This is a genomic window from Pseudomonas sp. GW821-FHT02B10, from assembly GCF_059421865.1.
In genome coordinates, this window is record NZ_JBWKVU010000019.1 from 72,699 (window position 1) to 95,008 (window position 22,310).

Sequence of the window (22,310 nt, forward strand, 5' to 3'; positions counted from 1 at the left end):
TCAGACCTCCGCGGGTGTGGCGGCGCGATTGAGTTCGGCCAGCGACAGGTTGCGATCGAACAGCGGCGCCAGGCTCTGGTCGTGGCTGACGAACAGCAGGCTGGCCCCGGCCTCGCGGCATTCGGCGAACAACAGGCGGATAAAGGCTTCGCGGGCGTCGTAGTCCAGTGCCGAGGTGGGTTCGTCGGCGATCACCAGTTCCGGCTGGCCGATCAGCGCGCGGGCGGCGGCGACCCGTTGTTGCTGGCCGATGGACAGCGAGTCGGCGCGACGGCCGAGCAGGCCGGGGTCTTTAAGCCCCAGGTGGGCGAGCAGGGTAGCCGCCGCCTGGTCGACACTGCCGTGGCGCTGTACGGCGCGGCTGGCGCGCAATTTGGAGAAGTGGCAGGGCAACTCGACGTTTTCGCGTACCGAGAGAAACGGCAGCAGGTTGAACTGCTGGAAGATGTAGCCGGTGTGATCGACCCGGAAGCGGTCGCGGGCGCCGGCGGAGAGTTCGGTCAGCTCCTGGCCCAGCAGGCGGATGCTGCCGCGGCCGGGTTTCTGCACGCCGCCGAGCAGGCCGAGCAGGGTGGTCTTGCCGCTGCCGCTGGGGCCCTTGAGGAACAGCGTTTCACCCGCTTCCAGGCGAAAGGCCGGGATATCCAGCAACTGTGGATGGCCGGGCCAGCTGAAGCCCAGGTCGGACAGTTCGATAAGTGCTTGGGTCATGTTGGGCCGATCATGGAGTGAGTTTTGTAGCCGCTGCCGAAGGCTGCGATAAGGTCCGCAGGACCTTGCGAAAACCTCAAGAGCAACGACCCCTTCGGGCTCGATCGCAGCCTGCGGCAGCGGCTACAGGAGTTGCGGTCAGAATTTCAGGCTGGCGGCCTTGGAGGTCGCTTCCACGCCTTGCTGGCCACTTGGCGAGATGAGTTGTACCTGAATTTTCTGAGTGGCGGGGAAGGTCTTGAACACGCCGGCCAGGTCCAGGTTCTTCAGCGCGCCCGGCGTGGCACAGGTGAACTGGTAGTGCGCATGGATCTCGCTGTGCTCGTGGTGATGCTCGTGGCCGCCGGCACTCTTCGCGTCGTCATGGTCTTCGTCGTGATCCTCGGGCTTGTCGCCGAACAGCGGGCTTTCCAGTTCCTGTTGCACCACCACGCAACCGGCGGCGGGCGGCAGGCTGAACAGCGCCAGCGGTTTTTCCAGCTGGGCGCGCACGGCGGCGACCTTGGCCTTGTCCGCGTCGGTGCTGGCGGCGTGCTCGAAGCCCACCAGGTTCATCGCCGGGCTTTCCAGTTCCAGCTCCAGGGTCTGGCCGTCCAGTGCCGCATTCAGGCGGGCCACGCCATGCTCGTGAGCACCGAGGCTGCCGTGCTCATGATCGTGGTCGTGTTTTTCGGCCGCGTGAGCGATGGCCAGGGGCAACAGAGCGAACGGCAGGGCGAGCAGCAGACGACGCATGGCAAGTCTCCGGGAGCGAACATGAAAATAATGTTATGTAATCTTATAACGGAAGTGGCGAGAGTTTGACCGCCTGCTTGGCGTTGCGCAAGACGCATGGGAGCATGCTCGTCAGAAATTTTCGGGAGCAGAGCGATGGTGCGGATTCGTGGAAGCATCGGCGAATGGCCGGTGGATTTGACCCTGGAACTGGACGAGGCCGACTGGGATCAGTTGAGTGCCCGGCTGGGGGCGCCGTTGCAGGCGGCCAAAGCCGAAAGCGGCGCGCCTGTGGCCAAGCCGGCGAGCCAGGACGATGCGCTGTGGCAGATCACCCAGGACCTGCTGCGTAAGGCCGGGCAATTGAGCGGCCCGGATCTTTTGGAGCAACTGGAAGGCCTGACCGGCAGCGCCGCGGCGGGCAAGCGGCTGTTGGTGCGTTTGCGCCATAGCGCACAGGTCAAGGTGGTGAGCGGCGGCGATACGCCGCTCTACAGCTGGATCGAGTAGGCGAGGAAGGCGCGGGCTCGCCCTTGGTCGGGGCGAGTCTGCTTGCGATCCAGTCGTGAATCAGTACAGCGCGGCGAACAGCTTGCGACGGTAGGTGGTCACCAGCGGGTGGTCGTTGCCCAGCAGCTCGAACACTTGCAGCAAGGTCTTGTGCGGCAGGCCTTCGTTGTAGCTGCGGTTGCGGATGAACAACTTGAGCAGGGCATCCAGCGCCGCGTCGTACTGCTGGCGCGCCAGTTGCTGGATGGCCAGCTGATACACCGCCTCGTCATCCTGCGGGTTCTGCGCCAGGCGGCTTTTCAGCTCGGCGCTGTCCGGCAGGTCGGCGGCCTGCTTGAGGAAGGTGATCTGCGCCTTGGCCCCGGCCAGCGCCGCCTTGTGTTCATCGCCGGTGACCGCGTCGAGTACGGTCTGGGCTTCGCCCAGTTCACCGCGTTCGGCCAGGCAGCGGGCGTAGAGGATCAAGGCCTTGGCGTTGCTGTTGTCTTCGCCCAGCAGCACTTTGAGCGTGGCTTCGGCATCGGCGATGCGCCCTTCGGCGAACAGCGCTTCAGCCAGCTCCAGCGGGTCGGCGGCCTTGGGCGGCGGCATCTGCACATGGGGTTCGAGCATGGCGCGCACCGCGGATTCCGGTTGCGCCCCGGCAAAACCGTCCACCGGCTGGCCGTCCTTGAACAGCACCACGGTCGGCAGGCTGCGAATGCCGAAGCGGGCAACGATGTCCTGCTCGATATCGCAGTTGACCTTGGCCAGCAGCAGTTCGCCCTGATAGCTCTCGGCGATCTGTTGCAGCATCGGCATCAGCGCCTTGCAGGGCGCGCACCATTCGGCCCAGAAATCCACCAGCACCGGCTTGTGGAACGAGTTCTCGATCACCGACTGGTCGAAGTCGGCGGTGCTGGCGTCGAAAATGTACGGCGTGTCCTGACTCATGGGGGATCTCGAAGAACGTGAATGGGCCAACTATAAGGCTTGGCGGGGGGCGGCTGAAAGCGGGGTATCGGGTGGCCGGTAGATTGTTTCGCGGGCAAGCCTCGCTCCTGCAGATGCTGCTGGACGTTGCTCGATAGAGCACAAGGTGATTTGTCCTTCATCAATCGCGCTGCGCGTGATACAGGCTCACTTCGCGGAACTCCCAGGGCTCGGCCAGATCCGGCAGGGTCAGGGCGTGGAGCATTTCCAGGCGTTGGTATAGCGGATGTTGGAAGTCCTTGACCCGGGAGTCCGCCACCAGTGCCTGGCGTCCGCGGCTAAGGAATTCATCCAGCAGCGGCAGGTTGGCGCGGTCGTAGAGCACGTCGGCTACCAGGATCAGGTCGAAGCGATCCGCTTGCGCGAAAAAGTCCGTGGAGTAACCCAGTTCAACCCCGTTGAGCGCCGCATTCGCCTTGCAGGCGGCGATGGCCAGGGGGTCGAGGTCGCAGGCCACCACTTCCAGCGCGCCGGCTTTCAGCGCCGCGATACCGGCCACGCCGGAGCCGGCGCCGAAATCCAGGACCCGCTTGCCTTGCACCCACTGCGGACGCTCGGCCAGATAGCGCGCCAGGGCCAGGCCGCTGGCCCAGCAGAAACTCCAGTACGGCGGTTCGTGGAGAATTCGCCGGGTTTCTTCCGGGGTGAAGGCGCGGTCCATGTTGTCGGCATCGATCAACCACAGCTTCAGCTCGGTGCCCGGCAGTTCGCAGGCCACCAGTTGGGCGTCGCCCAGCAGTTCGCTCAGGGCGCGTTGCAGGTCGAGCGGTGGGGTCATGGTGCTTTGATGAATTGCAGTTGGCCCACGGCCTGGGTGGTCGGTTGGGTGATGAGTTGCGCCGGCAGGTGCAGGATCAACTGGCCGGACTGGCTGGCGCGGCCGCGCAGTTCAACGCGGGCGCCTACCGGGAAGACATCGGGATTGAAGCGCAGGCGAAACGGCAGGACCTTGTTGTTGCCGATCAGGTTGCTGCTGGCCAGCAAACGTTGCGGCCGGCCGCGCTCGTCGATCACCAGCAGCGCCAGTTCCACCTCGGCACCGCTCGGTACGCCCTGCAGGGTGCCGCTCAGTTCACGCTGGTAGGCCGGCAGGGGGCCGAGGTCAGTGGATTCCTGGGCTTTTTTCACACTCTGCTGGGGCGGCACGGTGGAGGTGGCCGGTTTCGGGGCGTCGCTGCTGCAAGCGACCAGCAGGCTGAAAAGGCTGAGCAAAACGAGCGGTCGTAGTGGCATGCGAAGCTCCAACAAGGCGAAATTCCATGTGCAAAACATAATAGTCGGTCTGTATACCGTAAAGGCTATGGCTTGTCTTGCCAGTGGGATGCGCTACCATGGCCCTCCCTTTTTTTGTTGCCTGCCACCATGCACTGTCCCTTCTGCGGTGCCAACGACACCAAGGTCATCGACTCGCGTCTGGTCGCCGAAGGCGAACAGGTGCGCCGCCGGCGTGAATGCCTGGCCTGCGGTGAACGTTTCACCACTTTCGAAACCGCCGAACTGGTGTTGCCGCGCCTGATCAAGACTGACGGCAGCCGTCAGCCCTTCGACGAAGAAAAACTCCGCGCTGGCATGCAGCGTGCCCTGGAAAAACGTCCGGTCAGCGTCGAGCGCCTGGAAGCCGCGCTGGTGCACATCAAGCACAAGTTGCGCGCCACCGGCGAGCGCGAGGTCAAGTCCCTGGTCGTCGGCGAGCTGGTGATGGCCGAGCTGCAAAAGCTCGATGAAGTGGCCTATATCCGCTTCGCCTCGGTCTACCGACGGTTCCAGGATCTCAACGAATTCCGCGAAGAGATCGACCGTCTCGCCCGCGAGCCGGGCAAAGAATGAACACCTCCAGCGAACAGGCGGTGCTCGACGCCCACTATATGGCGCGCGCCCTGGAGCTGGCCGCAAAAGGCCGCTTCAGCACTCATCCCAACCCCCGGGTCGGTTGCGTGATCGTGCGCGACGGCCAGGTCGTCGGCGAGGGCTGGCATGTGCGGGCCGGCGAGCCCCATGCCGAAGTCCACGCCCTGCGTGCCGCCGGTGCCAACGCCCGCGGCGCCACCGCTTACGTGACCCTCGAACCCTGCAGCCATCACGGCCGTACGCCGCCGTGCGCCGATGCCCTGGTGGATGCCGGCGTGGCGCGGGTCGTGGCGGCGATGCAGGACCCCAACCCGGAAGTCGCCGGCCGTGGCCTGCAGCGCCTGGCCCAGGCCGGCATCGCTACCCACAGCGGGGTGATGGAGCAGCAAGCCCGTGCCCTCAACCAGGGTTTCCTCAAGCGCATGGAGCACGGCCTGCCGTTCGTGCGGGTCAAGCTGGCCATGAGCCTGGACGGGCGCACCGCCATGGCCAGTGGCGAAAGCCAGTGGATCACCGGCCCCGCCGCGCGTTCCGCGGTGCAGCGCCTGCGGGCCCAGGCCAGCGTGGTGTTGACCGGTGCCGACACGGTGCTGGCGGACAATGCCCGGCTGACGGTACGTGCCGAGGAACTGGGGCTGGATGCGGAACAGACCGCCCTGGCCATGAGCCGTCCACCCTTGCGCGTGTTGATCGACGGCCGCCTGCGGGTGCCGCTCGATGCGCCGTTCTTCAAGGCGGGGCCGGCGCTGGTCGCCACCTGCGCGGCGGTAGAAGAACAGTACGCCAACGGTCCGGAATGCCTGATCGTGCCGGGCGCCGATGGCCAGGTGGACCTGCGTCGGCTGTTGGGCGAGCTGGCTGCCCGCGGCGTCAACGAGGTGCTGGTGGAAGCCGGCCCGCGCCTGGCGGGGGCGTTCGCCCAGCAAGGCCTGGTGGATGAGTACCAGATCTTTGTCGCCGGCAAGTTCCTCGGCTCTACGGCCCGGCCGCTGCTCGAATGGCCGCTGGCGCAGATGAGCGAGGCGCCGCAGCTGAAAATCATTGAAATGCGCGCCGTAGGCGATGACTGGCGAGTCATTGCCATTCCTCTGCCAGCAGCGAGCGTATAATTTCGGGCCTTCGCCACGCGGCGACCCTGTTCTCGAGGAGGACTCCATGTTTACAGGCATCATCGAATCCATCGGCAGCATCCGTGCATTGACCCCCAAGGGTGGCGATGTGCGGGTGTATGTGGAAACCGGCAAGCTCGACCTGGGCGACGTGAAGCTGGGCGACAGCATCGCGGTGAACGGCGTCTGCCTGACCGCGGTGGAACTGCCGGGCGACGGCTTCTGGGCCGACGTCAGCCGCGAGACCCTGGATTGCACTGCTTTCCATCAATTGAAGGCCGGCAGCCGGGTCAACCTGGAAAAGGCCCTGACCCCGACTACCCGCCTGGGCGGTCACCTGGTCAGCGGCCATGTCGACGGCGTCGGCGAAGTGGTGGCCCGGGAGGAAAATGCCCGCGCCATCCAGTTCCGTATCCGCGCGCCCAAGGACCTGGCCAAGTACATCGCCCACAAGGGCTCGATCACCGTCGACGGCACCAGCCTGACGGTCAACGCGGTCAATGGCGCCGAGTTCGAGCTGACCATCGTCCCGCACACGCTGGCCGAAACCATCATGGCCGACTACCGGCCGGGTCGGCAGGTCAACCTCGAAGTCGACCTGTTGGCGCGTTACCTGGAGCGCCTGCTGCTGGGCGACAAGGCCGCGGAGCCTTCGAGCGGTGGCATCACCGAAAGTTTTCTGGCCGCTAACGGCTACCTCAAATCCTGAACCTCAAATTTTGAAAGAAGGGGGGTGCCGCGTGGCGCTCAACAGCATCGAAGAACTGGTTGAAGACATCCGCCAAGGCAAGATGGTCATCCTCATGGATGACGAAGACCGCGAGAACGAAGGCGACCTGATCATGGCCGCCGAGTGCTGCAAGGCCGAACACATCAACTTCATGGCCAAGCATGCCCGCGGCCTGATCTGCATGCCGATGAGCCGCGAGCGTTGCGAGCTGCTCAAGCTGCCTTTGATGGCGCCGCGCAACGGTTCCGGGTTCGGTACCAAGTTCACCGTTTCCATCGAGGCCACTACCGGCGTGACCACCGGTATCTCCGCCGCCGACCGCGCACGCACGGTGCAGGCTGCCGCCGCCAAGGACGCCAAGGCCGAAGACATCGTCAGCCCGGGCCACATCTTCCCGCTGATGGCCCAGCCGGGCGGCACCCTGGCCCGCGCCGGCCACACCGAAGCCGCCTGCGACCTGGCGCGCATGGCCGGTTTCGAGCCGAGCGGGGTGATCTGCGAAGTGATGAACGACGACGGCACCATGTCCCGTCGCGCCGAGCTGGAAGCCTTCGCCGCCGAACACAACATCAAGATCGGCACCATCGCCGACCTGATTCACTACCGGATGATCCACGAACGTACCGTTCAGCGGATTGCCGAGCAGCCGCTGGACAGCGAATTGGGCCAGTTCAACCTGGTGACCTACCGTGATTCGGTGGAAGGCGACGTGCACATGGCGCTGACCCTGGGCAACATCTGCGCCGAAGAGCCGACCCTGGTTCGCGTGCACAACATGGACCCGCTGCGCGACCTGCTGATGGTCAAGCAGCCTGGCCGCTGGAGCCTGCGGGCCGCCATGGCCACGGTTGCCGAGGCCGGCAGCGGCGTGGTGCTGTTGCTGGGCCACCCGCTGGACGGCGACGTGTTGCTGGCGCATATCCGCGAAACGGCCGAGCACGTACCTGCGAAAAAACCGACCACCTACAGCATCGTCGGTGCCGGTTCGCAGATCCTGCGCGACCTGGGCGTACGCAAAATGCGCCTGATGAGCGCGCCGATGAAATTTAATGCGATATCCGGTTTCGACCTGGAAGTTGTAGAATACGTGCCCTCCGAATAAAAGCCGGTTGTTGCGGGCTTGAAATTCGCGGTTCAAATATCACTAGTGAGCGCGTAGTGAACGCGCTCCGGCTCTTTAAGAGATTTGTCGAATGACCCTGAAGACCATCGAAGGTACCTTCATCGCCCCCAAAGGCCGCTATGCCCTGGTGGTCGGCCGTTTCAACAGCTTCGTCGTCGAAAGCCTGGTCAGCGGCGCCGTTGACGCCCTGGTCCGTCACGGCGTGAGCGAAAGCGACATCACCGTGATTCGTGCCCCTGGCGCCTTCGAGATTCCGCTGGTTGCGCAGAAAGTCGCGCAGAAGGGCGAGTTCGCGGCGATCATCGCCCTGGGCGCGGTCATTCGTGGCGGCACTCCGCACTTCGAATACGTGGCGGGCGAATGCACCAAGGGCCTGGCCCAGGTGTCCATGGAGTTCGGCGTACCGGTCGCCTTTGGCGTGCTGACCGTCGACTCGATCGAGCAAGCCATCGAACGTTCCGGCACCAAGGCCGGCAACAAAGGTGCTGAAGCTGCCTTGTCCGCTCTGGAAATGGTCAGCCTGCTGGCGCAGTTGGAGGCCAAGTGATTAGCGACGATAGCGATCGTTTCAACCCGCGCGATCCGAAACCTGCGGACGCTGGCAAGCCATCCAAGAGCGCCAAGCGTCGCGAAGCCCGTCAGCTCGCGACCCAGGCGCTGTACCAATGGCACATGGCCAAGCACTCGCTGAACGAGATCGAAGCGCAGTTCCGGGTCGACAACGATTTCACCGACATCGACGGTGCCTACTTCCGTGAGATCCTGCACGGCGTTCCGGCCAACAAGAATGAGATCGACAACGCTCTCACTCCTTGCCTGGACCTCACCATCGAAGAGCTGGACCCGGTCGAACTGGCGGTTTTGCGCCTGTCCACCTGGGAACTGCTCAAGCGCGTCGATGTGCCGTACCGCGTTGTGATCAACGAAGGTATCGAACTGGCCAAGGTCTTCGGTTCCACCGACGGCCACAAGTTCGTCAACGGCGTACTCGACAAGCTGGCCCCGCGTCTGCGTGAAGCTGAAGTGAAGGCATTCAAGCGCTGATCCGCGCTTGCAGCTGCCATGGGCGAGTTTGAGCTGATCCGTAACTTCTTCGCTGCCGCGCCTTGTGCGCAGGGCGGCGAGGGCGTTGCACTGGGGATTGGCGACGACTGCGCCTTGCTGGCTGTTCCCCCTGGCGAACAGTTGGCGATTTCCACCGACACCCTGGTGGCCGGTGTGCATTTCGCAGATCCCTGCGACCCTTTCCTGCTCGGCCAGCGCTCGCTGGCGGTGGCGGTCAGCGACCTGGCGGCCATGGGCGCCGCGCCTGTCGCCTTCACCCTTGCCCTGACCCTGCCGACGGTTGACGCCGATTGGCTGCAAGCCTATGCCAACGGCCTGAGCGCCATGGCGCAGAGCTGCGGCGTGCGCCTGGTAGGCGGCGACACCACGTGCGGCCCGTTGACCCTGACCATGACCGTGTTCGGTCGCGTGCCCGCCGGCCAGGCCCTGACCCGCAGCGGTGCCCGTCCGGGCGACCTGCTGTGTGTTGGTGGCGAGCTGGGCAATGGTGCCGGTGCCTTGCCCCTGGTGCTCGGACAACGCAGCGCCGAGCCGGCGGTCGCCGAGCCTTTGCTGGTCCATTACTGGTCGCCGCAACCGCAACTGGCCCTGGGCCAGGCGCTGCGCGGCAAGGCTACCGCAGCCATGGATATCTCCGATGGCCTGCTGGCCGACTGCGGGCACATTGCTGCCGCTTCAGCTGTCAGCTTGCTGATCGAAAGTGAAAAACTGCCGATGTCCCGGGCGTTGTTGAGCTTTCTCGGTGAGAATGGCGCCCGCTCGGCGGCACTCAGCGGTGGTGACGATTACGTGCTGCTCTTCACCTTGCCCGAAGCCGAGCTGGCGCCGCTGCTCGCCGCCGGCTGGCCGGTGCATGTGCTGGGCCGGGTCGTGGCCGGGCAGGGCGTGGTGCTGCTGGATGCCGAGGGGCGGGACATCACCCCGAGCACTCGGGGTTATCAACATTTTCGGGAGACACCGTGACAGATCATCCCAAACAGGTTCCGGCAGAGTTCGTGCCGCCCTCCGTCTGGCGTAATCCCTGGCATTTTCTGGCCTTCGGTTTCGGTTCGGGCACCTTGCCCAAGGCTCCGGGTACCTGGGGCTCGCTGGTGGCGCTACCGTTCATCCCGCTGTGGCAGATGCTGCCGGACTGGGGTTACTGGCTGATGCTCGGCATCACCATGCTGTTCGGCTTCTGGCTGTGCGGCAAGGTGGCCGACGACCTGCGGGTGCATGACCACGAAGGCATCGTCTGGGACGAAATGGTCGGCATGTGGATCACCCTGTGGCTGGTGCCGGAAGGCTGGCAGTGGTTGCTGGCGGGTTTCCTGATGTTCCGCTTCTTCGACATTCTCAAGCCCTGGCCGATTCGCTGGATCGACCGGCATGTGCACGGCGGTATCGGGATCATGCTCGACGATGTGCTGGCCGGTGTCTTCGCCTGGTTGGCGATGCAGGGGCTGGTGTGGTGCTTTACCTGAGGAATCAGCCATGCCGGCCGCTCGCGTTCTGCTGGTAACGCTCTGTGTCTTGACCGCCAGCCTGGTCCGGGCCGCCGAGCCGGCGGCGCTTCCCGGCGAAATCCGGGTGGCCAGCGAGGAGTGGGACAGCTACACCCAGGCCGATGGCCAGGGTATGGCCTGGGATATCCTGCGCGAGGTCTTCGAGACCCAGGGCGTAAAGCTCGACATGCGCAGCGTGCCGTACACCCGCTCGGTCGGGCTGGTGCAGCGGCGTGAGGTCGACGCCCTGGTCGGCTCCTATCGGGACGAAACCGATGGCGCCCTGTATCCGCGCTGGAATTACGACACCGACCATATCTACAGCCTGGGCCTGGCGACGAACCCGCCGCCGACCCTGGCCACGCTCGGCAACTATCGTCTGGTCTGGGTACGCGGCTACCGCTACCAGGACTACTTGCCCAATATTCAGCGTTTCAATGAAATCCGCCGGCGTGTCGGTATCTTGCCGATGCTCCAGCAAGGCCGCGCCGACTTCTATATCGATGCCCTGACCGAGGTCGATGTTGTCCTGTCCCAGGCCGGGGACCGCTCGCAGTTCCGGCGCAGCCATTTGGCCGAACTGCCACTGTTCCTGGGTTTTGCCAACAATGAACGGGGGCGGCTGCTGTGCGCGCTGTTCGATCGGCGGATGGCCGAGTTGGTGAAAAATGGCCGTTTGCGCCCGATTTTCCAGCGCTGGCAGCAGCCCTATCCGTTCGATACCGGGCGTCCGCCTGAAGACCGTTGATCTAACTTCTCGATCTTTATGTCCGATAATTCAGCCTAAGCGTCTGTCGGAAGCTGCTGTTACAATGCCGCCTCTGCGAATCTCCAGTCCCATACAGATCAGGAGCACAACGGTGCCCGTCGTTTTTGTTGCCGCTTCCAAGCTGCCTACCCCTTTTGCGCAATTCACCATGCACGGTTTTCTCGATGAAGCCACCGGCCGCGAGCACGTCGTGCTCAGTCTGGGTGATATTGCCGATGGCGCTCCGGTGCTCGGCCGGTTGCACTCCGAATGCCTGACCGGCGATGCCCTGTTCAGCCAGCGCTGCGACTGCGGTTCACAACTGGAAGCCGCCCTGCAGGCGATCGCCCGCGAAGGCCGTGGCGTGCTCCTGTACCTGCGTCAGGAAGGCCGCGGCATCGGCCTGCTCAACAAGATCCGCGCCTATGAGTTGCAGGATGGCGGCGCCGACACCGTGGAAGCCAACGAACGCCTGGGCTTTGCCGCCGACCAGCGTGACTACGCCATGTGCCTGCCGATGCTCGAGCACCTGGGGGTGAAGTCCCTGCGGCTGATGACCAACAACCCGCGCAAGGTCAAGGCCCTGACCGAGATGGGCATAGTCGTTGCCGAGCGCGTGCCGCTGCATACCGGCCACAACCCGCACAACAAACTCTACCTGGCCACCAAGGCCAGCAAGCTCGACCACATGATGGGCAACGAGCACCAGGGCGAGGTAGACCGGGCGTGACCCGCGGTCAGGTCCGGCGGCGCCTGGCCGTCAGCTGGTGGCAATACCTGGCGCTGGCGCTGCTGCCGCTGTTTGTGATCAACCTGGTGTTTGGCCAGGGCGAGCCGTTGCTGCCGATCCTGGCGATGCCGTTTTTCATCGCTGGAGTGGCCTCGATGTTTGTCAGCCTGCGTTTTTTCGGCGGCTACAAACGGGCCTTGATCGCCACCCATAAAGCCCTCGATACCCCTGAAGAGCCAGCGGCCTGGATCGAGTTGGCGGCCCGCCGTCGCGCAGCGTTCCTGGCCGCGGCGCTGCCGGCCTGGGTCGGTGCCCTGGCGGTGTTCGTCGGCCTGGAAGCGGTGCCGCTGATCCTCCTGGCGCTGTCCACCGCGGTGCTGTTCTACCTCTACCGCATCCCGCGTCAGCTCGGTTGATGCGCCGCTGGCTGGCAGTCCTGCTGCTGGCCCTCGCAGGCCCGGCGCTGGCCGTGGAGCGCGTGGTCAGCCTCGCGCCTTCGCTATCGGAAATCGTCGTCGAACTGGATTCCGCCGACCTGCTGGTCGGTGTGCTCGACGCCGGCGAGCGTCCCCCTCAATTGCACAACCTGCCGTCGGTGGGCCGCTACGGCCAGCTGGACATGGAGCGGCTGCTCAGCCTCAGGCCGGATCTGCTCCTGCTCTGGCCCGGCAGCGTCGGCCCGGCTCAGCGCGAACAGCTCAGCCGCCTGGGCATCCCGACCCTGGTGGCCGAACCCCACAGCCTCGACCAGCTCACCACTCAAATTGCAACTATCGCCGCCCGGCTAGGGCGCCCACAACGCGGCCTGGAGCGTGCCAATGAGTTGCGGCAGCAACTGGCCGGCCTGCGTCAACGCTATGCCCGCAGCGCGCCCCTGGCAGTGTTCTATCAGGTCTGGGACCAGCCGTTGTACACCGTGGGCGGCGGGCAAATCATCAGCGATGCCTTGAGTGTGTGCGGCGCGCGCAATGTGTTTGCCGACCTGCCGCTGCCGGCGCCCCAGGTCAGCGTCGAGGCAGTATTGCAGCGCAACCCCGAGGTGATTCTGGCCAGCACCCAGGCGCAACTTGACGCCTGGAAAGCCTGGCCGCAATTGAAGGCGGTGGCGCAAGGCAGGTTGTTGCTGATCAGCGATAAAGGCCTGGAGCGGCCGAGCGGGCAGATGATCGCCGCGACGGCCAAGCTCTGTGAGTTGCTTGATTCTGAGTAGCTGCGGCTAGCGCATCGCGGGTAAGCCTCGCTCCTACAGAAAAATGTGCAATCCCTGTGTAGGAGCGAGGCTTGCCCGCGATAGCGTTCTTACAGGCCCGACCTGACTAAAGCTCCGGCGTCCAGGTCACCCCGAACATCCAGGCCCGGCCTTGCTCCCGATACCCGTACTGCGCGCCGTCATGGCTGTACAGCACCCGGCTGTAGGACTTGTCGAGCAGATTGTCGACCTTCAACTCCAACCGCACCTCGCGAGTCAGCGCCCAATTGCTGCGCAAGCCCAGCAGGGCATAACCGCCGAGGCGTTGCTGGTTGGCCAGGTCGTCATAGCTGCTGCTCACTGCTTGCCAGCTGGCGCCGAGGCCCAGGCGGTCGAACTGCCGATCCAGGTCCAGGCTCAAGGTGCGCCGGGCACGACGGGCCAGGGTGTGGCCGGTGTCGCGGTCGCGGGGATCGATGATCGCCAGCCCCAGATTGCTCTGCCAGCCGAACAACTCCTGCTGCAGCGTCGCCTCGAAGCCGTTGATACGTGCCGAGGCGACGTTCTGCGGGCGCGAATTGCTGCCGAAGATAATCGCGTCTTCCAGGTCGGTGCGGTACAGCGAGGTCTCCAGGCGAGTGCTCTCGCTCAACTGGCTGCGCCATTGCAATTCGTAGCTTTTCGAGGTCTCGGGCTTGAGGTCAGGGTTGCTGAAGTCGGGGTAATACAGGTCGTTGAAGGTCGGGGCGCGAAAGCCTTCGCTGTAGGTCAGCAGGACATCGTTGTCTGCATTCAACGGCAGGGTGAGGGTGCCGCTCCAGCTGTTCTGGCCGCCGAACTGCTGGTTCTGGTCGCGACGCAGGCCCAGTTCGGTGGAGAAACTGTCGGTCTTGAAGCGATGCTGGACAAAGGCCGCGCGGTTCCAGCGGCTGTCTTCGGCGAAGGCGGTACTGCTGTTGACCCGGTCTTGGTACCAGTCGCCGCCGACGATCAGGCTGTTGCGTTCGTCGAGGGTCAGGTCGTTCTGCCAGTTGACCGAGTCGCGGTAGGTGTTGAACACCGTGCGTTCGTCGCTGAGCTTGTCGAAGGTCTTCTCGCGGTTTTCGCTGTGGCCCAGTTCCAGGCGCGACTTCCAGACGTCGTTGATACGCCCGTCGACATAGCTGCTGAAGCTGCTGACCGCGAATTCGCTGTAGGGCTTCTGCGGGAGGCTCTCGAAGGCGCTGCCATTGAAATACGAACGCCCGAAGGGGTTGTCGAACTCGCTTTTACCGCGGTTATCCAGCAGGTTCAGACCGGCTTCCCAGTCGTCGTTGAAGGCGTGGCTCAGGCTCAGGCTGAGGGACTGGTTGCGGTAGGCGTCATTGTCGCGATCGCTGGCATAGGACTCATGGGTGCGATTGCTCCCGGCCGTGTCGTCGAGACTGGCACCCAGGCTGAAGCGGGTCTGCTGGTCGCCGCCGGACAGGCCGATGCTGCGCTCCCAGCTCTGGTGGCTGCCGACCCCCAGGTGCAGGCGGGGTTGCAGGCCCTGCTCGGCGCTGCGCCGGGTGAAGATCTGGATCACCCCGCCGATGGCGTCGCTGCCGTAGATCACCGAGCGTGAACCGCGCAGTACTTCCACTCGCTCGATCTGCTGGATATTCAGATGCTGCAGATTGCTGTCGCCGGAACTCGAACTGCCGATGCGCTGGCCATCCACCAGCACCAGGGTCTGCGCCGACGAAGTGCCGCGGATATAGATCCCCGGCACGCTGCCCCGGCCGCCACTCTGCGCCACTTGGACGCCAGGCACCCGTTGCAGCAGGTCGGTGACGCTGGAGGGTTGCAGGCGGTCGATGTCGTCGCGGGTGAATACGGTGTTGGCAGCGCTGCTGTCGTTGCGGGCCTCTACCTGGCGGTTGGCGCTGATCAGCGTGTCGGGCAGCTTGAGGGCCTGTTCGCGGTCGAGAGTGTCGGCCAGCAGTTGGCCGGTGGGCAGCAGGACAAGGGGCAGGACGAGGAGGGCGGGTTTCATCGGCAATCTATAGCGAATGGAGCATGCGAGGAAAAACCGTAGCCGCTGCCGCAGGCTGCGATAAGGTCCGCAGGACCTTCCTGCGACCTCAAAAGCAACGCCCCCTTCGGGGGCGATCGCAGCCTTCGGCAGCGGCTACAGGTTACAGGCCGAGCCGTTGCAGGCGTGCCCGTATGGCGGCTTCGATACCGGCTTCGTCCAGGCCGCATTCGGCCAGCATCTGCGCCGGCTTGGCGTGTTCGACGTAGAGGTCCGGCAGGCCCAGGTGCAGGATCGGCTTGAGGATCGCTTCGCGCGCCAGGAACTCGCCGACCGCGCCACCGGCGCCGCCCATGATGGCGTTCTCTTCGATAGTCACCAGCAGTTCGTGGCTGGCGGCGATCTCGCACACCAGGGCTTCGTCCAGCGGCTTGACGAAACGCATATCGACCACAGTGGCATCCAGCTTGTCGGCGACTTTCAGCGCCTCGGCCAGTTGCACGCCGAACACCAGCAGGGCGACCTTGCTGCCCCGGCGACGGACCACGCCCTTGCCGATCTCGATCGGCTGCAGGTCCTTTTCGATGGTGGCGTTCGGGCCGGTACCGCGTGGATAACGCACGGCGGCCGGGCCGTTGTACAGGTGGCCGGTGCTGAGCATCTTGCGCAGCTCGTTCTCGTCGCTCGGGGTCATCACCAGCATGCCGGGGATGCAGCGCAGGAACGACAGGTCGAAGCTGCCGGCGTGGGTCGGGCCGTCTTCGCCCACCAGGCCGGCACGGTCGATGGCGAACAGCACATCGAGGTTCTGCACCGCTACGTCATGCACCAGCTGGTCGTAGCCGCGCTGCAGGAAGGTCGAATAGATCGCCACCACCGGCTTGGCGCCTTCGCAGGCCATGCCAGCCGCCAGGGTCACGGCGTGCTGCTCGGCAATCGCCACGTCGAAATAGCGCAGCGGGAAGCGCTCGCTGAAGGCCACCAGGTCCGAGCCTTCCTTCATCGCCGGGGTAATGCCCACCAGGCGCGGGTCAGCGGCGGCCATGTCGCACAGCCATTCGCCGAACACACCGGAGTACTTCGGCCCGCCGGCTTTTTTCGGCGCGGCGGCGGGGCTGTCCAGAGGGTCGAGCTTGGTGATGGCGTGGTAGCCGATCGGGTCGACTTCCGCTGGGGCGAAACCTTTGCCCTTTTTGGTCACCACGTGCAGGAACTGCGGACCCTTGAGGTCGCGCATGTTGCGCAGGGTGGCGATCAGGGTCGGCAGGTCGTGGCCGTCGATCGGGCCGATGTAGTTCCAGCCCAGCTCTTCGAACAGGGTGCCGGGAACCAGCATGCCTTTTGCGTATTCTTCGGTGCGGCGGGCGATTTCCCAGGCGCCGGGCAGGCGCGACAGCACCTTCTTGCTGCCTTCGCGCATGCTGGCGTAGGTGCGGCTGGAAAGAATCTTGGCCAGGTAGTTGGACAGGCCGCCGACGTTGCGCGAGATCGACATGTCGTTGTCGTTGAGGATCACCAGCATGTTGGCGTCCACTTCCGGCGCGTGGTTCAGCGCCTCGAAGGCCATGCCCGCGGTCAGGGCGCCGTCGCCGATCACCGCGATGGCCTTGCGCTCGCTGTTCTGCAGGCGGGCGGCAATGGCCATGCCCAGCGCTGCGCTGATCGAGGTGCTGGAGTGGCCGACGCCAAAGGTGTCGTACTCGCTCTCGGAACGCCGCGGGAAGGCGGCCAGGCCGTCCTTCTGGCGCAGGCTGGCCATGCGCTCGCGACGACCGGTGAGGATCTTGTGCGGATAAGCCTGATGACCCACGTCCCACACCAGACGGTCGTCCGGCGTGTCGAAGACATAATGCAGCGCGATGGTCAGCTCGATGACGCCCAGGCCGGCACCGAAATGCCCACCGGTCTGGCCGACCGTATAGAGCAATTCCAGGCGCAACTCATCGGCCAGGGTTTCCAGCTCGGCTTCGCCTAACCGGCGCAGGCCGTCCGGCGTGTTGGCACGGTCGAGCAGGGGCGTGGTCGGGCGCTTGCGGGGAATCTCATGAAACGTCGTGGGCATCAGGCGAATCGTTATAGGTATAAAAGAGGCGGCAGTTTACCTTATGCATCGCAAGCTGCCCACGCAGAGCGCGGAACTTGGCCGATATGCGGTCTGCCGCGCCGGGGTCGATCAACTGCGTCGTTCGACGATATAACGCGCCAGTTCCCGCAGGGGTTCGGCGGCCGCGTCAAAGGGTCGCAGTGCGTGCAGGGCCTGATCGCGCAGCTCCAGGGCATAAACCTTGGCCGCTTCCAGGCCGAGCAGGGCCGGGTAGGTCGGTTTGTCCCGGGCGATGTCGGCACCCTGGCGTTTTCCGAGGGTCGCGGTATCGCTTTCCACGTCGAGAATATCGTCCTGCACCTGGAACGCCAGGCCGATGGCCTGGGCATAGGTCTGCAGGGACTTGAGCTCGTCTTTTTCGGCCCGGCCGCTGGCCAGGGCGCCGAGCTTGACGCTGGCCTCGATCAGCGCGCCGGTCTTGTGCCGGTGCATGTACTCCAGGGCTTTCTGGTCGAGCTTGAGGCCCACCGAACCGAGGTCGATGGCCTGGCCGCCGACCATGCCCGCCGGGCCCGCGGCCAGGGCCAGGGCGCTGACCATCCGCAGGCGGATCTCGGCGCTCGAATCGCTCAGGCGCGGGTCGAGCAGGGCGCTGAAGGCCAGGCTCTGTAAACCGTCGCCGGCGAGAATCGCGCAGGCTTCATCGAAGGCTTTATGGGTAGTTGGCTGGCCGCGACGCAGGTCGTCGTCGTCCATGGCTGGCAGATCGTCGTGCACCAGGGAATAGGCGTGGATCAGCTCCACCGCGCAGGCCGCGCCGTTGGCCTGCTCCGGCCGGGCACCGAGGGCTTCGCAGGCGGCGTAGGCCAGCAGCGGGCGCACGCGCTTGCCGCCGTTCATCACGCTGTAGCGCATGGCCTGGTAAAGACGGGCCAGCTCCGGGCTTGGCGTGTGGAACAGGGTTTCCAGTGCAGCATTGACCCGGGCCTGGCTGCTGGCCTGATAGGCCGCGATCATTCTGGTTGTTCCGCGTCGAAGGGTTCTTCGGCCAGTTCGCCATCGCGCTCCAGCAGGATCTGCACCTTCTGCTCGGCCTGGGCCAGGGCCGCCTGGCAATCGCGGGTCAGGCCGATGCCTTGCTCGAAGGCGGTCAACGAGTCTTCCAGCGACAGCTCGCCGTTCTCCAGACGCTCGACCAGCGTTTGCAGGTCGGCGAGGGATTGTTCGAAATCTAAGGCAGCTTTTTTGCGGGCCATGGCGGCTATCCCGGTTGACGTTAAACCGGCGCGACACTAGCAGACATGGGGTTTTGGGGCAAATGAGCGGCGGTTGCCGAACGGCTCGGCAGGGCGATTTTCTGCCCTGGGTCAGGGGCCGGTTGCGCGGGTCGACCTTCTGTCGCCATTTCTTGCTTTACGACAAGGAAAGTTGCGCGCACTTGCCTTGCAATGCCCCATCGTTGATTGGCAAGGAGAAGCTGCAATGAGTGTTTTTCGAAGTGTATTGGGGGCCTGTGTGCTGCTTGGCAGCTGTACCAGCAGCCTGGTCCTGGCCGGTGGGGCAGAGGGTTTGCAGCGGGTGCAGGTCGAGCTGGTCGCACCGCCGCTGGTTCATCCACATGAGCAAGTGGTCAACGGGCCGCCCAAGGTGGTGCAGTTCCGCATGAGTATCGAAGAGAAAAAAATGGTCATCGACGACCAGGGCACCACGCTCCAGGCCATGACCTTCAACGGGTCCATGCCTGGCCCGACGCTGGTGGTGCATGAGGGTGACTATGTGGAGCTGACGCTGGTCAATCCCGCGACCAACAGCATGCCCCATAACGTCGACTTTCATGCGGCCACCGGCGCCCTGGGCGGGGCGGGCCTGACCCAGGTGGTGCCGGGGCAGGAAGTGGTGCTGCGTTTCAAGGCTGATCGCAGCGGTACCTTTGTCTATCACTGCGCGCCGCAAGGCATGGTGCCGTGGCACGTGGTGTCGGGCATGAACGGTGCACTGATGGTGCTGCCCCGTGACGGTCTGCGCGATCCTCAGGGCAAGCCCCTGCATTACGACCGCGTCTACACCATAGGCGAGTCCGACCTGTATATCCCCAAGGACAAGAACGGCCACTACAAGGACTACCCGGACCTGGCGTCCAGCTACCAGGACACCCGTGCGGTCATGCGCACCCTGACTCCGAGCCACGTGGTGTTCAACGGCCGTGTCGGCGCCCTGACCGGTGCCAACGCGCTGACCTCAAAGGTCGGTGAAAGCGTGCTGTTCATCCATTTCCAGGCCAACCGCGACAGCCGTCCGCACCTGATTGGCGGCCATGGGGACTGGGTCTGGACCACCGGCAAATTCGCCAACCCGCCGCAACGCAACATGGAAACCTGGTTTATCCCCGGCGGCTCCGCGGTCGCGGCGCTGTACACCTTCAAGCAGCCGGGTACCTACGTGTACCTCAGCCACAACCTGATCGAGGCCATGGAACTGGGGGCCCTGGCCCAGATCAAGGTGGAAGGGCAGTGGGACGATGACCTGATGACCCAGGTGAAAGCGCCGGGGCCGATCGTCGAGAGCAAGTGATAGGTGGGCGGGCGGGGATATTGCTCGGATCTTGAACATTTCGTAAAAGTCCGTAATATTCTCGCCATGCTCATCGACCAAATCAAAGCCCTGGCCAGCGACATTCGTATGCAGATGCTCGAATGGCTGAAGGACCCGGAAGGTAACTTCCCGCCCCAGGGACATGACGCGCCGAAAGAAATCGGCATCTGCATGACTCACCTGCAGCACAAGGCCGCGCTTTCGGCGTCCAGCACGTCCAGCCATCTGGCGATCCTGCAGCAGGCCGGGCTGGTCGAGGCCACGCGTATCGGCAAATGGACTTACTTTCGCCGTAACGAAGCGGCCATTGCTGCTTTTGCCGAGCAACTGAAGCGCGAACTCTGAGTTTTTTTACTTGAACATTTCGTTATTTTTCGAAATGAAAAGGCAACCCAGGAGGATCTGTTCATGAAAGCAATCTACGTACAACCCGGTGGTGGCTATGACAACGTAGTGGTCGGCGAGGCGCCGGCCGCGGCGCCACAAGCGGGCGAAATCACCGTGCGCCTGCGCGCCAGCTCCCTCAACTACCACGATTTCGCAGTGGTCAGCGGCATGTGGGGGCCGACTGAGTCGCGCATCCCGATGGCCGATGGCGCCGGTGAAGTGGTAGCGGTGGGCGAGGGTGTCAGTGAATTCGCCGTTGGCGACTCGGTGGTCAGCACCTTCTTCCCCGAATGGCTGGACGGCCGGCCCAATGTCATAGGTTTCGCCACGGTGCCGGGCGATGGCCTGGATGGTTACGCCCGGGAAGTCGTCACCGCCCGCGCCACCGCCTTCACCCGTGCGCCCAAGGGCTGGAACCACGCCGAAGCGGCGACCCTCACCACCGCCGGCCTTACCGCCTGGCGCGCGCTGGTGGACGACGGCCGCGTGACCGCTGGAGATACCGTGCTGGTGCAAGGCACTGGCGGCGTGTCGATCTTCGCCCTGCAATTCGCCAAGATGCTCGGCGCTACCGTGATCGCTACCTCGTCCAGCGATGCCAAGCTGGAACGCTTGAAAGCCCTCGGCGCCGATCACCTGATCAACTACCGCCAGGACCCGGCCTGGGGCGAGACCGTGCAGAAGCTCACCGCCGGCCGTGGCGTCGACCATGTGATCGAAGTGGGCGGCCCCTCCACCCTGGAGCAGTCGATGATCGCCGCGCGGGTCGGTGGCCATATCTCGGTGATCGGCATCCTGACCGGGGTTGCCGGTGAGTTCCCGATCGTCACCGCGCTGGTCAAGCAACTACGTCTGCAAGGCGTGCTGGTGGGTAGCCGCCGGCAGCAGCAGGACATGGTCCGCGCGATCGACGCCAACGGCATGCATCCGATCCTCGACAAGCACTTCGCCCTGGACGCGATGGTCGATGCCTTCCGCTACCAGGAAAGCAACCAGCACTTCGGCAAGATCATTCTCGATATCTGATCCTGCCTGGCCGGCCGCCGCGGATCACTCACTCTGATCCGTGGTGGCCAGCACCTCGTTGATCTTCCAGCAGCCTTTGTCCTTGACCAGCAGCAGGTCGACGATCTGCGTGGTGTCCGGCGTATTGCCCAGGGTCACCGACTCGCGCGCCGAGGCGCCTTGCACCTGCGGTTCGCTGACCTTGATCTGGGTCAGCCACTCATCCATGTAGTCCTGGGTCTTGAGGAAGTAGTCCTCTTCCAGGCCCTCGGGGCTGCTCATCTGTTTCTTGATCCGTTCGATCAGCGTTTGCGTGACGTACTGCTGCAGGTGCGGCAGGTCATCGGTGATCGGGTCTTTTTCGTTGCTGAAACTCTGTAGGTACCAGTTGTAGAAAGCCTCGGCCACCGGCTTGGGCGAGCTGGCGCAGTCGGCGAGCGCGAGGGGTTGATGGAAAGCCGCGGCGAGGAGCAGCAGGGGGAACAGCTTTCTCATGGGGACGTCCTTACAGGAGTTAAGACATTGAGCCGTTGAGACATCAGGTTTATGGCCGAGTGCTCGATTTCAACACGCTGTGGCCCGGATCGCTATCTGCCTGTGCGTTGGCAGCGCTTTGCAATACAAATACGCTTTCAAATGCTGTAGTCTTCAAACTACAGTCGCGGGATGATCGAGATCAAACAGACCGCGACCTTTATGGAGTGGGAAAACAGGCTCAAGGATTCCAGAGCCAGGGCGTTGATTGCTGCGCGGATTTTTCGCCTGGCCAACGGTCTTGCCGGGGACGTGTCCCCGGTGGGCGAAGGCGTCAGTGAGTTGCGCATCCATTACGGGCCGGGCTACCGGGTTTACTTCCAGCAGCGCGGCTTGCAACTCGTCATTCTGTTGTGCGGCGGCGACAAGAGTCGCCAGAGCCGCGATATCGAACTGGCCAAATACCTGGCCCGTCGTTGGAGCCGATCATGAACGAACCGCTATTCGACTATGACCCCGCCACGGCCTTGCGCGACCCGCAAGCCATCGCCCTGTTCATGGCGGACGCCTTTGAAACCGGCGATGCCGGCTACATCGCCAAAGCCCTGGGTGTGGTGGCGCGGGCCAAGGGCATGACTGAGCTGGCCCATGAAACCGGGCTGTCCCGCGAGCAGCTGTATCGCTCATTCAGCGACAAGGGCAACCCGACCCTGAAGACCCTGCTGGCGGTGATGCGTGCACTGGGGTTGGACATGACGGCGCGGGTGCATGGGGCGTCTTGATTGATGGCCGGGTCGAGCCGCCAATGTCGGGGTGGGCGGCCCTGTCCAGCGCCAGGCGGGAACTCATGGCGCACGGGGCGAATGAGCTTCGCCCCGT

General features: G+C 64.3%; 28 protein-coding genes. 18 read left to right on the forward strand and 10 right to left on the reverse strand.

The window, feature by feature from the left end:
• The gene (locus tag AC07VU_RS28985) at positions 1-711 is read right to left on the reverse strand and encodes an ABC transporter ATP-binding protein (RefSeq protein WP_009045830.1); all 711 of its coding nucleotides are present in this window, start codon (positions 709-711) and stop codon (positions 1-3) included.
• A 138-nt stretch (positions 712-849) separates the two neighbouring features.
• On the reverse strand, positions 850-1,446 hold the full coding sequence (locus AC07VU_RS28990) for a DUF2796 domain-containing protein (protein ID WP_277589694.1): 597 nt from the start codon (positions 1,444-1,446) through the stop codon (positions 850-852).
• Positions 1,447-1,581: 135 nt separating this feature from the next.
• Between AC07VU_RS28990 and AC07VU_RS28995 the strand changes: the two genes are divergently transcribed.
• On the forward strand, positions 1,582-1,935 hold the full coding sequence (locus tag AC07VU_RS28995) for a hypothetical protein (protein ID WP_053262824.1): 354 nt from the start codon (positions 1,582-1,584) through the stop codon (positions 1,933-1,935).
• 60 nt (positions 1,936-1,995) lie between these two features.
• On the opposite strand, the gene trxA is transcribed toward AC07VU_RS28995, so the two are convergent.
• The 3 genes from trxA to AC07VU_RS29010 all read right to left on the reverse strand — a co-directional run bounded on the left by trxA (position 1,996) and on the right by AC07VU_RS29010 (position 4,140).
• A complete protein-coding gene (gene trxA / locus AC07VU_RS29000; protein WP_097138542.1) occupies positions 1,996-2,868 on the reverse strand; it encodes a thioredoxin in 873 nt (290 codons plus the stop codon).
• 160 nt (positions 2,869-3,028) lie between these two features.
• Positions 3,029-3,685: a class I SAM-dependent methyltransferase gene (locus AC07VU_RS29005; RefSeq protein WP_495030925.1), complete on the reverse strand. Its 657-nt coding sequence runs from the start codon at positions 3,683-3,685 to the stop codon at positions 3,029-3,031.
• Positions 3,682-4,140: a hypothetical protein gene (locus tag AC07VU_RS29010; protein ID WP_457275032.1), complete on the reverse strand. Its 459-nt coding sequence runs from the start codon at positions 4,138-4,140 to the stop codon at positions 3,682-3,684. The genes AC07VU_RS29005 and AC07VU_RS29010 overlap by 4 nt, the downstream gene beginning before the upstream one ends.
• A gap of 129 nt (positions 4,141-4,269) precedes the next feature.
• Between AC07VU_RS29010 and nrdR the strand changes: the two genes are divergently transcribed.
• From nrdR to AC07VU_RS29070, 12 genes are all read left to right on the forward strand, one after another.
• Positions 4,270-4,734, forward strand: a complete 465-nt coding sequence (nrdR, locus tag AC07VU_RS29015) for a transcriptional regulator NrdR (RefSeq protein ID WP_007924133.1) — start codon at positions 4,270-4,272, stop codon at positions 4,732-4,734.
• On the forward strand, positions 4,731-5,864 hold the full coding sequence (gene ribD, locus AC07VU_RS29020; protein WP_457275031.1) for a bifunctional diaminohydroxyphosphoribosylaminopyrimidine deaminase/5-amino-6-(5-phosphoribosylamino)uracil reductase RibD: 1,134 nt from the start codon (positions 4,731-4,733) through the stop codon (positions 5,862-5,864). The genes nrdR and ribD overlap by 4 nt, the downstream gene beginning before the upstream one ends.
• A gap of 46 nt (positions 5,865-5,910) precedes the next feature.
• The gene (locus AC07VU_RS29025) at positions 5,911-6,573 is read left to right on the forward strand and encodes a riboflavin synthase (protein WP_007924128.1); all 663 of its coding nucleotides are present in this window, start codon (positions 5,911-5,913) and stop codon (positions 6,571-6,573) included.
• Positions 6,574-6,604: 31 nt separating this feature from the next.
• Entirely contained in the window at positions 6,605-7,696 is a 1,092-nt protein-coding gene (gene ribBA / locus AC07VU_RS29030) for a bifunctional 3,4-dihydroxy-2-butanone-4-phosphate synthase/GTP cyclohydrolase II (RefSeq protein ID WP_007924126.1), read from the forward strand.
• A 91-nt stretch (positions 7,697-7,787) separates the two neighbouring features.
• The gene (gene ribH / locus AC07VU_RS29035) at positions 7,788-8,264 is read left to right on the forward strand and encodes a 6,7-dimethyl-8-ribityllumazine synthase (RefSeq protein WP_007924117.1); all 477 of its coding nucleotides are present in this window, start codon (positions 7,788-7,790) and stop codon (positions 8,262-8,264) included.
• Entirely contained in the window at positions 8,261-8,761 is a 501-nt protein-coding gene (gene nusB, locus AC07VU_RS29040; RefSeq protein WP_007924115.1) for a transcription antitermination factor NusB, read from the forward strand. Before ribH ends, nusB begins: the two co-directional genes overlap by 4 nt.
• A gap of 18 nt (positions 8,762-8,779) precedes the next feature.
• The gene (thiL, locus tag AC07VU_RS29045) at positions 8,780-9,745 is read left to right on the forward strand and encodes a thiamine-phosphate kinase (RefSeq protein WP_457275030.1); all 966 of its coding nucleotides are present in this window, start codon (positions 8,780-8,782) and stop codon (positions 9,743-9,745) included.
• A complete protein-coding gene (locus AC07VU_RS29050; RefSeq protein WP_053262819.1) occupies positions 9,742-10,245 on the forward strand; it encodes a phosphatidylglycerophosphatase A family protein in 504 nt (167 codons plus the stop codon). Before thiL ends, AC07VU_RS29050 begins: the two co-directional genes overlap by 4 nt.
• Before the next feature lie 10 nt (positions 10,246-10,255).
• Positions 10,256-11,014, forward strand: a complete 759-nt coding sequence (locus AC07VU_RS29055) for a substrate-binding periplasmic protein (RefSeq protein ID WP_274304792.1) — start codon at positions 10,256-10,258, stop codon at positions 11,012-11,014.
• Between the two features lie 112 nt (positions 11,015-11,126).
• The gene (gene ribA, locus AC07VU_RS29060) at positions 11,127-11,744 is read left to right on the forward strand and encodes a GTP cyclohydrolase II (protein ID WP_007924108.1); all 618 of its coding nucleotides are present in this window, start codon (positions 11,127-11,129) and stop codon (positions 11,742-11,744) included.
• Positions 11,741-12,160 (forward strand): hypothetical protein, encoded by a 420-nt coding sequence (locus tag AC07VU_RS29065; protein WP_009045819.1) that lies wholly within the window; start codon positions 11,741-11,743, stop codon positions 12,158-12,160. Before ribA ends, AC07VU_RS29065 begins: the two co-directional genes overlap by 4 nt.
• Positions 12,160-12,954 carry a cobalamin-binding protein gene (locus tag AC07VU_RS29070; RefSeq protein ID WP_274304791.1) on the forward strand — a complete coding sequence of 265 codons (795 nt, stop codon included), beginning with the start codon at positions 12,160-12,162 and terminating at the stop codon, positions 12,952-12,954. The genes AC07VU_RS29065 and AC07VU_RS29070 overlap by 1 nt, the downstream gene beginning before the upstream one ends.
• A gap of 106 nt (positions 12,955-13,060) precedes the next feature.
• Here the strand turns inward: AC07VU_RS29070 and AC07VU_RS29075 are convergent, their stop codons facing one another.
• The 4 genes from AC07VU_RS29075 to AC07VU_RS29090 all read right to left on the reverse strand — a co-directional run bounded on the left by AC07VU_RS29075 (position 13,061) and on the right by AC07VU_RS29090 (position 18,229).
• Positions 13,061-14,950, reverse strand: coding sequence for a TonB-dependent receptor domain-containing protein (locus AC07VU_RS29075; protein ID WP_495030926.1), 1,890 nt, complete (start codon positions 14,948-14,950; stop codon positions 13,061-13,063).
• Positions 14,951-15,092: 142 nt separating this feature from the next.
• Entirely contained in the window at positions 15,093-16,991 is a 1,899-nt protein-coding gene (gene dxs, locus AC07VU_RS29080) for a 1-deoxy-D-xylulose-5-phosphate synthase (protein ID WP_274330607.1), read from the reverse strand.
• Between the two features lie 111 nt (positions 16,992-17,102).
• Positions 17,103-17,990, reverse strand: coding sequence for a (2E,6E)-farnesyl diphosphate synthase (ispA, locus tag AC07VU_RS29085; RefSeq protein ID WP_495030927.1), 888 nt, complete (start codon positions 17,988-17,990; stop codon positions 17,103-17,105).
• Positions 17,987-18,229 (reverse strand): exodeoxyribonuclease VII small subunit, encoded by a 243-nt coding sequence (locus AC07VU_RS29090; protein ID WP_007924102.1) that lies wholly within the window; start codon positions 18,227-18,229, stop codon positions 17,987-17,989. Before AC07VU_RS29090 ends, ispA begins: the two co-directional genes overlap by 4 nt.
• 226 nt (positions 18,230-18,455) lie before the next feature.
• Here AC07VU_RS29090 and nirK point away from each other — a divergent pair, with 226 nt between their 5' ends.
• The 3 genes from nirK (at position 18,456) to AC07VU_RS29105 (ending at position 20,978) form a co-directional block, all read left to right on the forward strand.
• Complete coding sequence (gene nirK / locus AC07VU_RS29095; protein WP_495030928.1) at positions 18,456-19,544, forward strand: copper-containing nitrite reductase; 1,089 nt, start codon at positions 18,456-18,458, stop codon at positions 19,542-19,544.
• A 66-nt stretch (positions 19,545-19,610) separates the two neighbouring features.
• Positions 19,611-19,910 carry an ArsR/SmtB family transcription factor gene (locus AC07VU_RS29100; RefSeq protein WP_007924100.1) on the forward strand — a complete coding sequence of 100 codons (300 nt, stop codon included), beginning with the start codon at positions 19,611-19,613 and terminating at the stop codon, positions 19,908-19,910.
• Positions 19,911-19,973: 63 nt separating this feature from the next.
• Positions 19,974-20,978 carry a zinc-dependent alcohol dehydrogenase family protein gene (locus AC07VU_RS29105; RefSeq protein ID WP_495030929.1) on the forward strand — a complete coding sequence of 335 codons (1,005 nt, stop codon included), beginning with the start codon at positions 19,974-19,976 and terminating at the stop codon, positions 20,976-20,978.
• Positions 20,979-21,002: 24 nt separating this feature from the next.
• Here the strand turns inward: AC07VU_RS29105 and AC07VU_RS29110 are convergent, their stop codons facing one another.
• Positions 21,003-21,452: a DUF3828 domain-containing protein gene (locus tag AC07VU_RS29110; RefSeq protein WP_274304787.1), complete on the reverse strand. Its 450-nt coding sequence runs from the start codon at positions 21,450-21,452 to the stop codon at positions 21,003-21,005.
• A 171-nt stretch (positions 21,453-21,623) separates the two neighbouring features.
• On the opposite strand from AC07VU_RS29110, the gene AC07VU_RS29115 reads away from it, so the two are divergent.
• Together AC07VU_RS29115 and AC07VU_RS29120 are read left to right on the forward strand one after the other, a co-directional pair.
• Positions 21,624-21,923 carry a type II toxin-antitoxin system RelE/ParE family toxin gene (locus AC07VU_RS29115; RefSeq protein WP_007924097.1) on the forward strand — a complete coding sequence of 100 codons (300 nt, stop codon included), beginning with the start codon at positions 21,624-21,626 and terminating at the stop codon, positions 21,921-21,923.
• The gene (locus AC07VU_RS29120) at positions 21,920-22,213 is read left to right on the forward strand and encodes an addiction module antidote protein (RefSeq protein ID WP_007924096.1); all 294 of its coding nucleotides are present in this window, start codon (positions 21,920-21,922) and stop codon (positions 22,211-22,213) included. Before AC07VU_RS29115 ends, AC07VU_RS29120 begins: the two co-directional genes overlap by 4 nt.
• Positions 22,214-22,310: the final 97 nt, after the last annotated feature.

Bases quoted from the DNA above. Each gene is read 5' to 3' on its own strand.
- AC07VU_RS29005 (WP_495030925.1), bottom strand. From the start codon at position 3,685: ATGACCCCACCGCTCGACCTGCAACGCGCCCTGAGCGAACTGCTGGGC.
- AC07VU_RS29110 (WP_274304787.1), bottom strand. From the start codon at position 21,452: ATGAGAAAGCTGTTCCCCCTGCTGCTCCTCGCCGCGGCTTTCCATCAA.
- nirK (WP_495030928.1), top strand. From the start codon at position 18,456: ATGAGTGTTTTTCGAAGTGTATTGGGGGCCTGTGTGCTGCTTGGCAGC.
- dxs (WP_274330607.1), bottom strand. From the start codon at position 16,991: ATGCCCACGACGTTTCATGAGATTCCCCGCAAGCGCCCGACCACGCCC.
- AC07VU_RS28990 (WP_277589694.1), bottom strand. From the start codon at position 1,446: ATGCGTCGTCTGCTGCTCGCCCTGCCGTTCGCTCTGTTGCCCCTGGCC.
- AC07VU_RS29070 (WP_274304791.1), top strand. From the start codon at position 12,160: ATGCGCCGCTGGCTGGCAGTCCTGCTGCTGGCCCTCGCAGGCCCGGCG.
- ribD (WP_457275031.1), top strand. From the start codon at position 4,731: ATGAACACCTCCAGCGAACAGGCGGTGCTCGACGCCCACTATATGGCG.
- AC07VU_RS29100 (WP_007924100.1), top strand. From the start codon at position 19,611: ATGCTCATCGACCAAATCAAAGCCCTGGCCAGCGACATTCGTATGCAG.
- AC07VU_RS29115 (WP_007924097.1), top strand. From the start codon at position 21,624: ATGATCGAGATCAAACAGACCGCGACCTTTATGGAGTGGGAAAACAGG.
- AC07VU_RS29120 (WP_007924096.1), top strand. From the start codon at position 21,920: ATGAACGAACCGCTATTCGACTATGACCCCGCCACGGCCTTGCGCGAC.
- nrdR (WP_007924133.1), top strand. From the start codon at position 4,270: ATGCACTGTCCCTTCTGCGGTGCCAACGACACCAAGGTCATCGACTCG.
- AC07VU_RS29105 (WP_495030929.1), top strand. From the start codon at position 19,974: ATGAAAGCAATCTACGTACAACCCGGTGGTGGCTATGACAACGTAGTG.
- thiL (WP_457275030.1), top strand. From the start codon at position 8,780: ATGGGCGAGTTTGAGCTGATCCGTAACTTCTTCGCTGCCGCGCCTTGT.
- AC07VU_RS29010 (WP_457275032.1), bottom strand. From the start codon at position 4,140: ATGCCACTACGACCGCTCGTTTTGCTCAGCCTTTTCAGCCTGCTGGTC.
- trxA (WP_097138542.1), bottom strand. From the start codon at position 2,868: ATGAGTCAGGACACGCCGTACATTTTCGACGCCAGCACCGCCGACTTC.
- AC07VU_RS29090 (WP_007924102.1), bottom strand. From the start codon at position 18,229: ATGGCCCGCAAAAAAGCTGCCTTAGATTTCGAACAATCCCTCGCCGAC.
- ribH (WP_007924117.1), top strand. From the start codon at position 7,788: ATGACCCTGAAGACCATCGAAGGTACCTTCATCGCCCCCAAAGGCCGC.
- AC07VU_RS28985 (WP_009045830.1), bottom strand. From the start codon at position 711: ATGACCCAAGCACTTATCGAACTGTCCGACCTGGGCTTCAGCTGGCCC.
- AC07VU_RS29025 (WP_007924128.1), top strand. From the start codon at position 5,911: ATGTTTACAGGCATCATCGAATCCATCGGCAGCATCCGTGCATTGACC.
- AC07VU_RS29075 (WP_495030926.1), bottom strand. From the start codon at position 14,950: ATGAAACCCGCCCTCCTCGTCCTGCCCCTTGTCCTGCTGCCCACCGGC.
- AC07VU_RS28995 (WP_053262824.1), top strand. From the start codon at position 1,582: ATGGTGCGGATTCGTGGAAGCATCGGCGAATGGCCGGTGGATTTGACC.
- ispA (WP_495030927.1), bottom strand. From the start codon at position 17,990: ATGATCGCGGCCTATCAGGCCAGCAGCCAGGCCCGGGTCAATGCTGCA.
- AC07VU_RS29055 (WP_274304792.1), top strand. From the start codon at position 10,256: ATGCCGGCCGCTCGCGTTCTGCTGGTAACGCTCTGTGTCTTGACCGCC.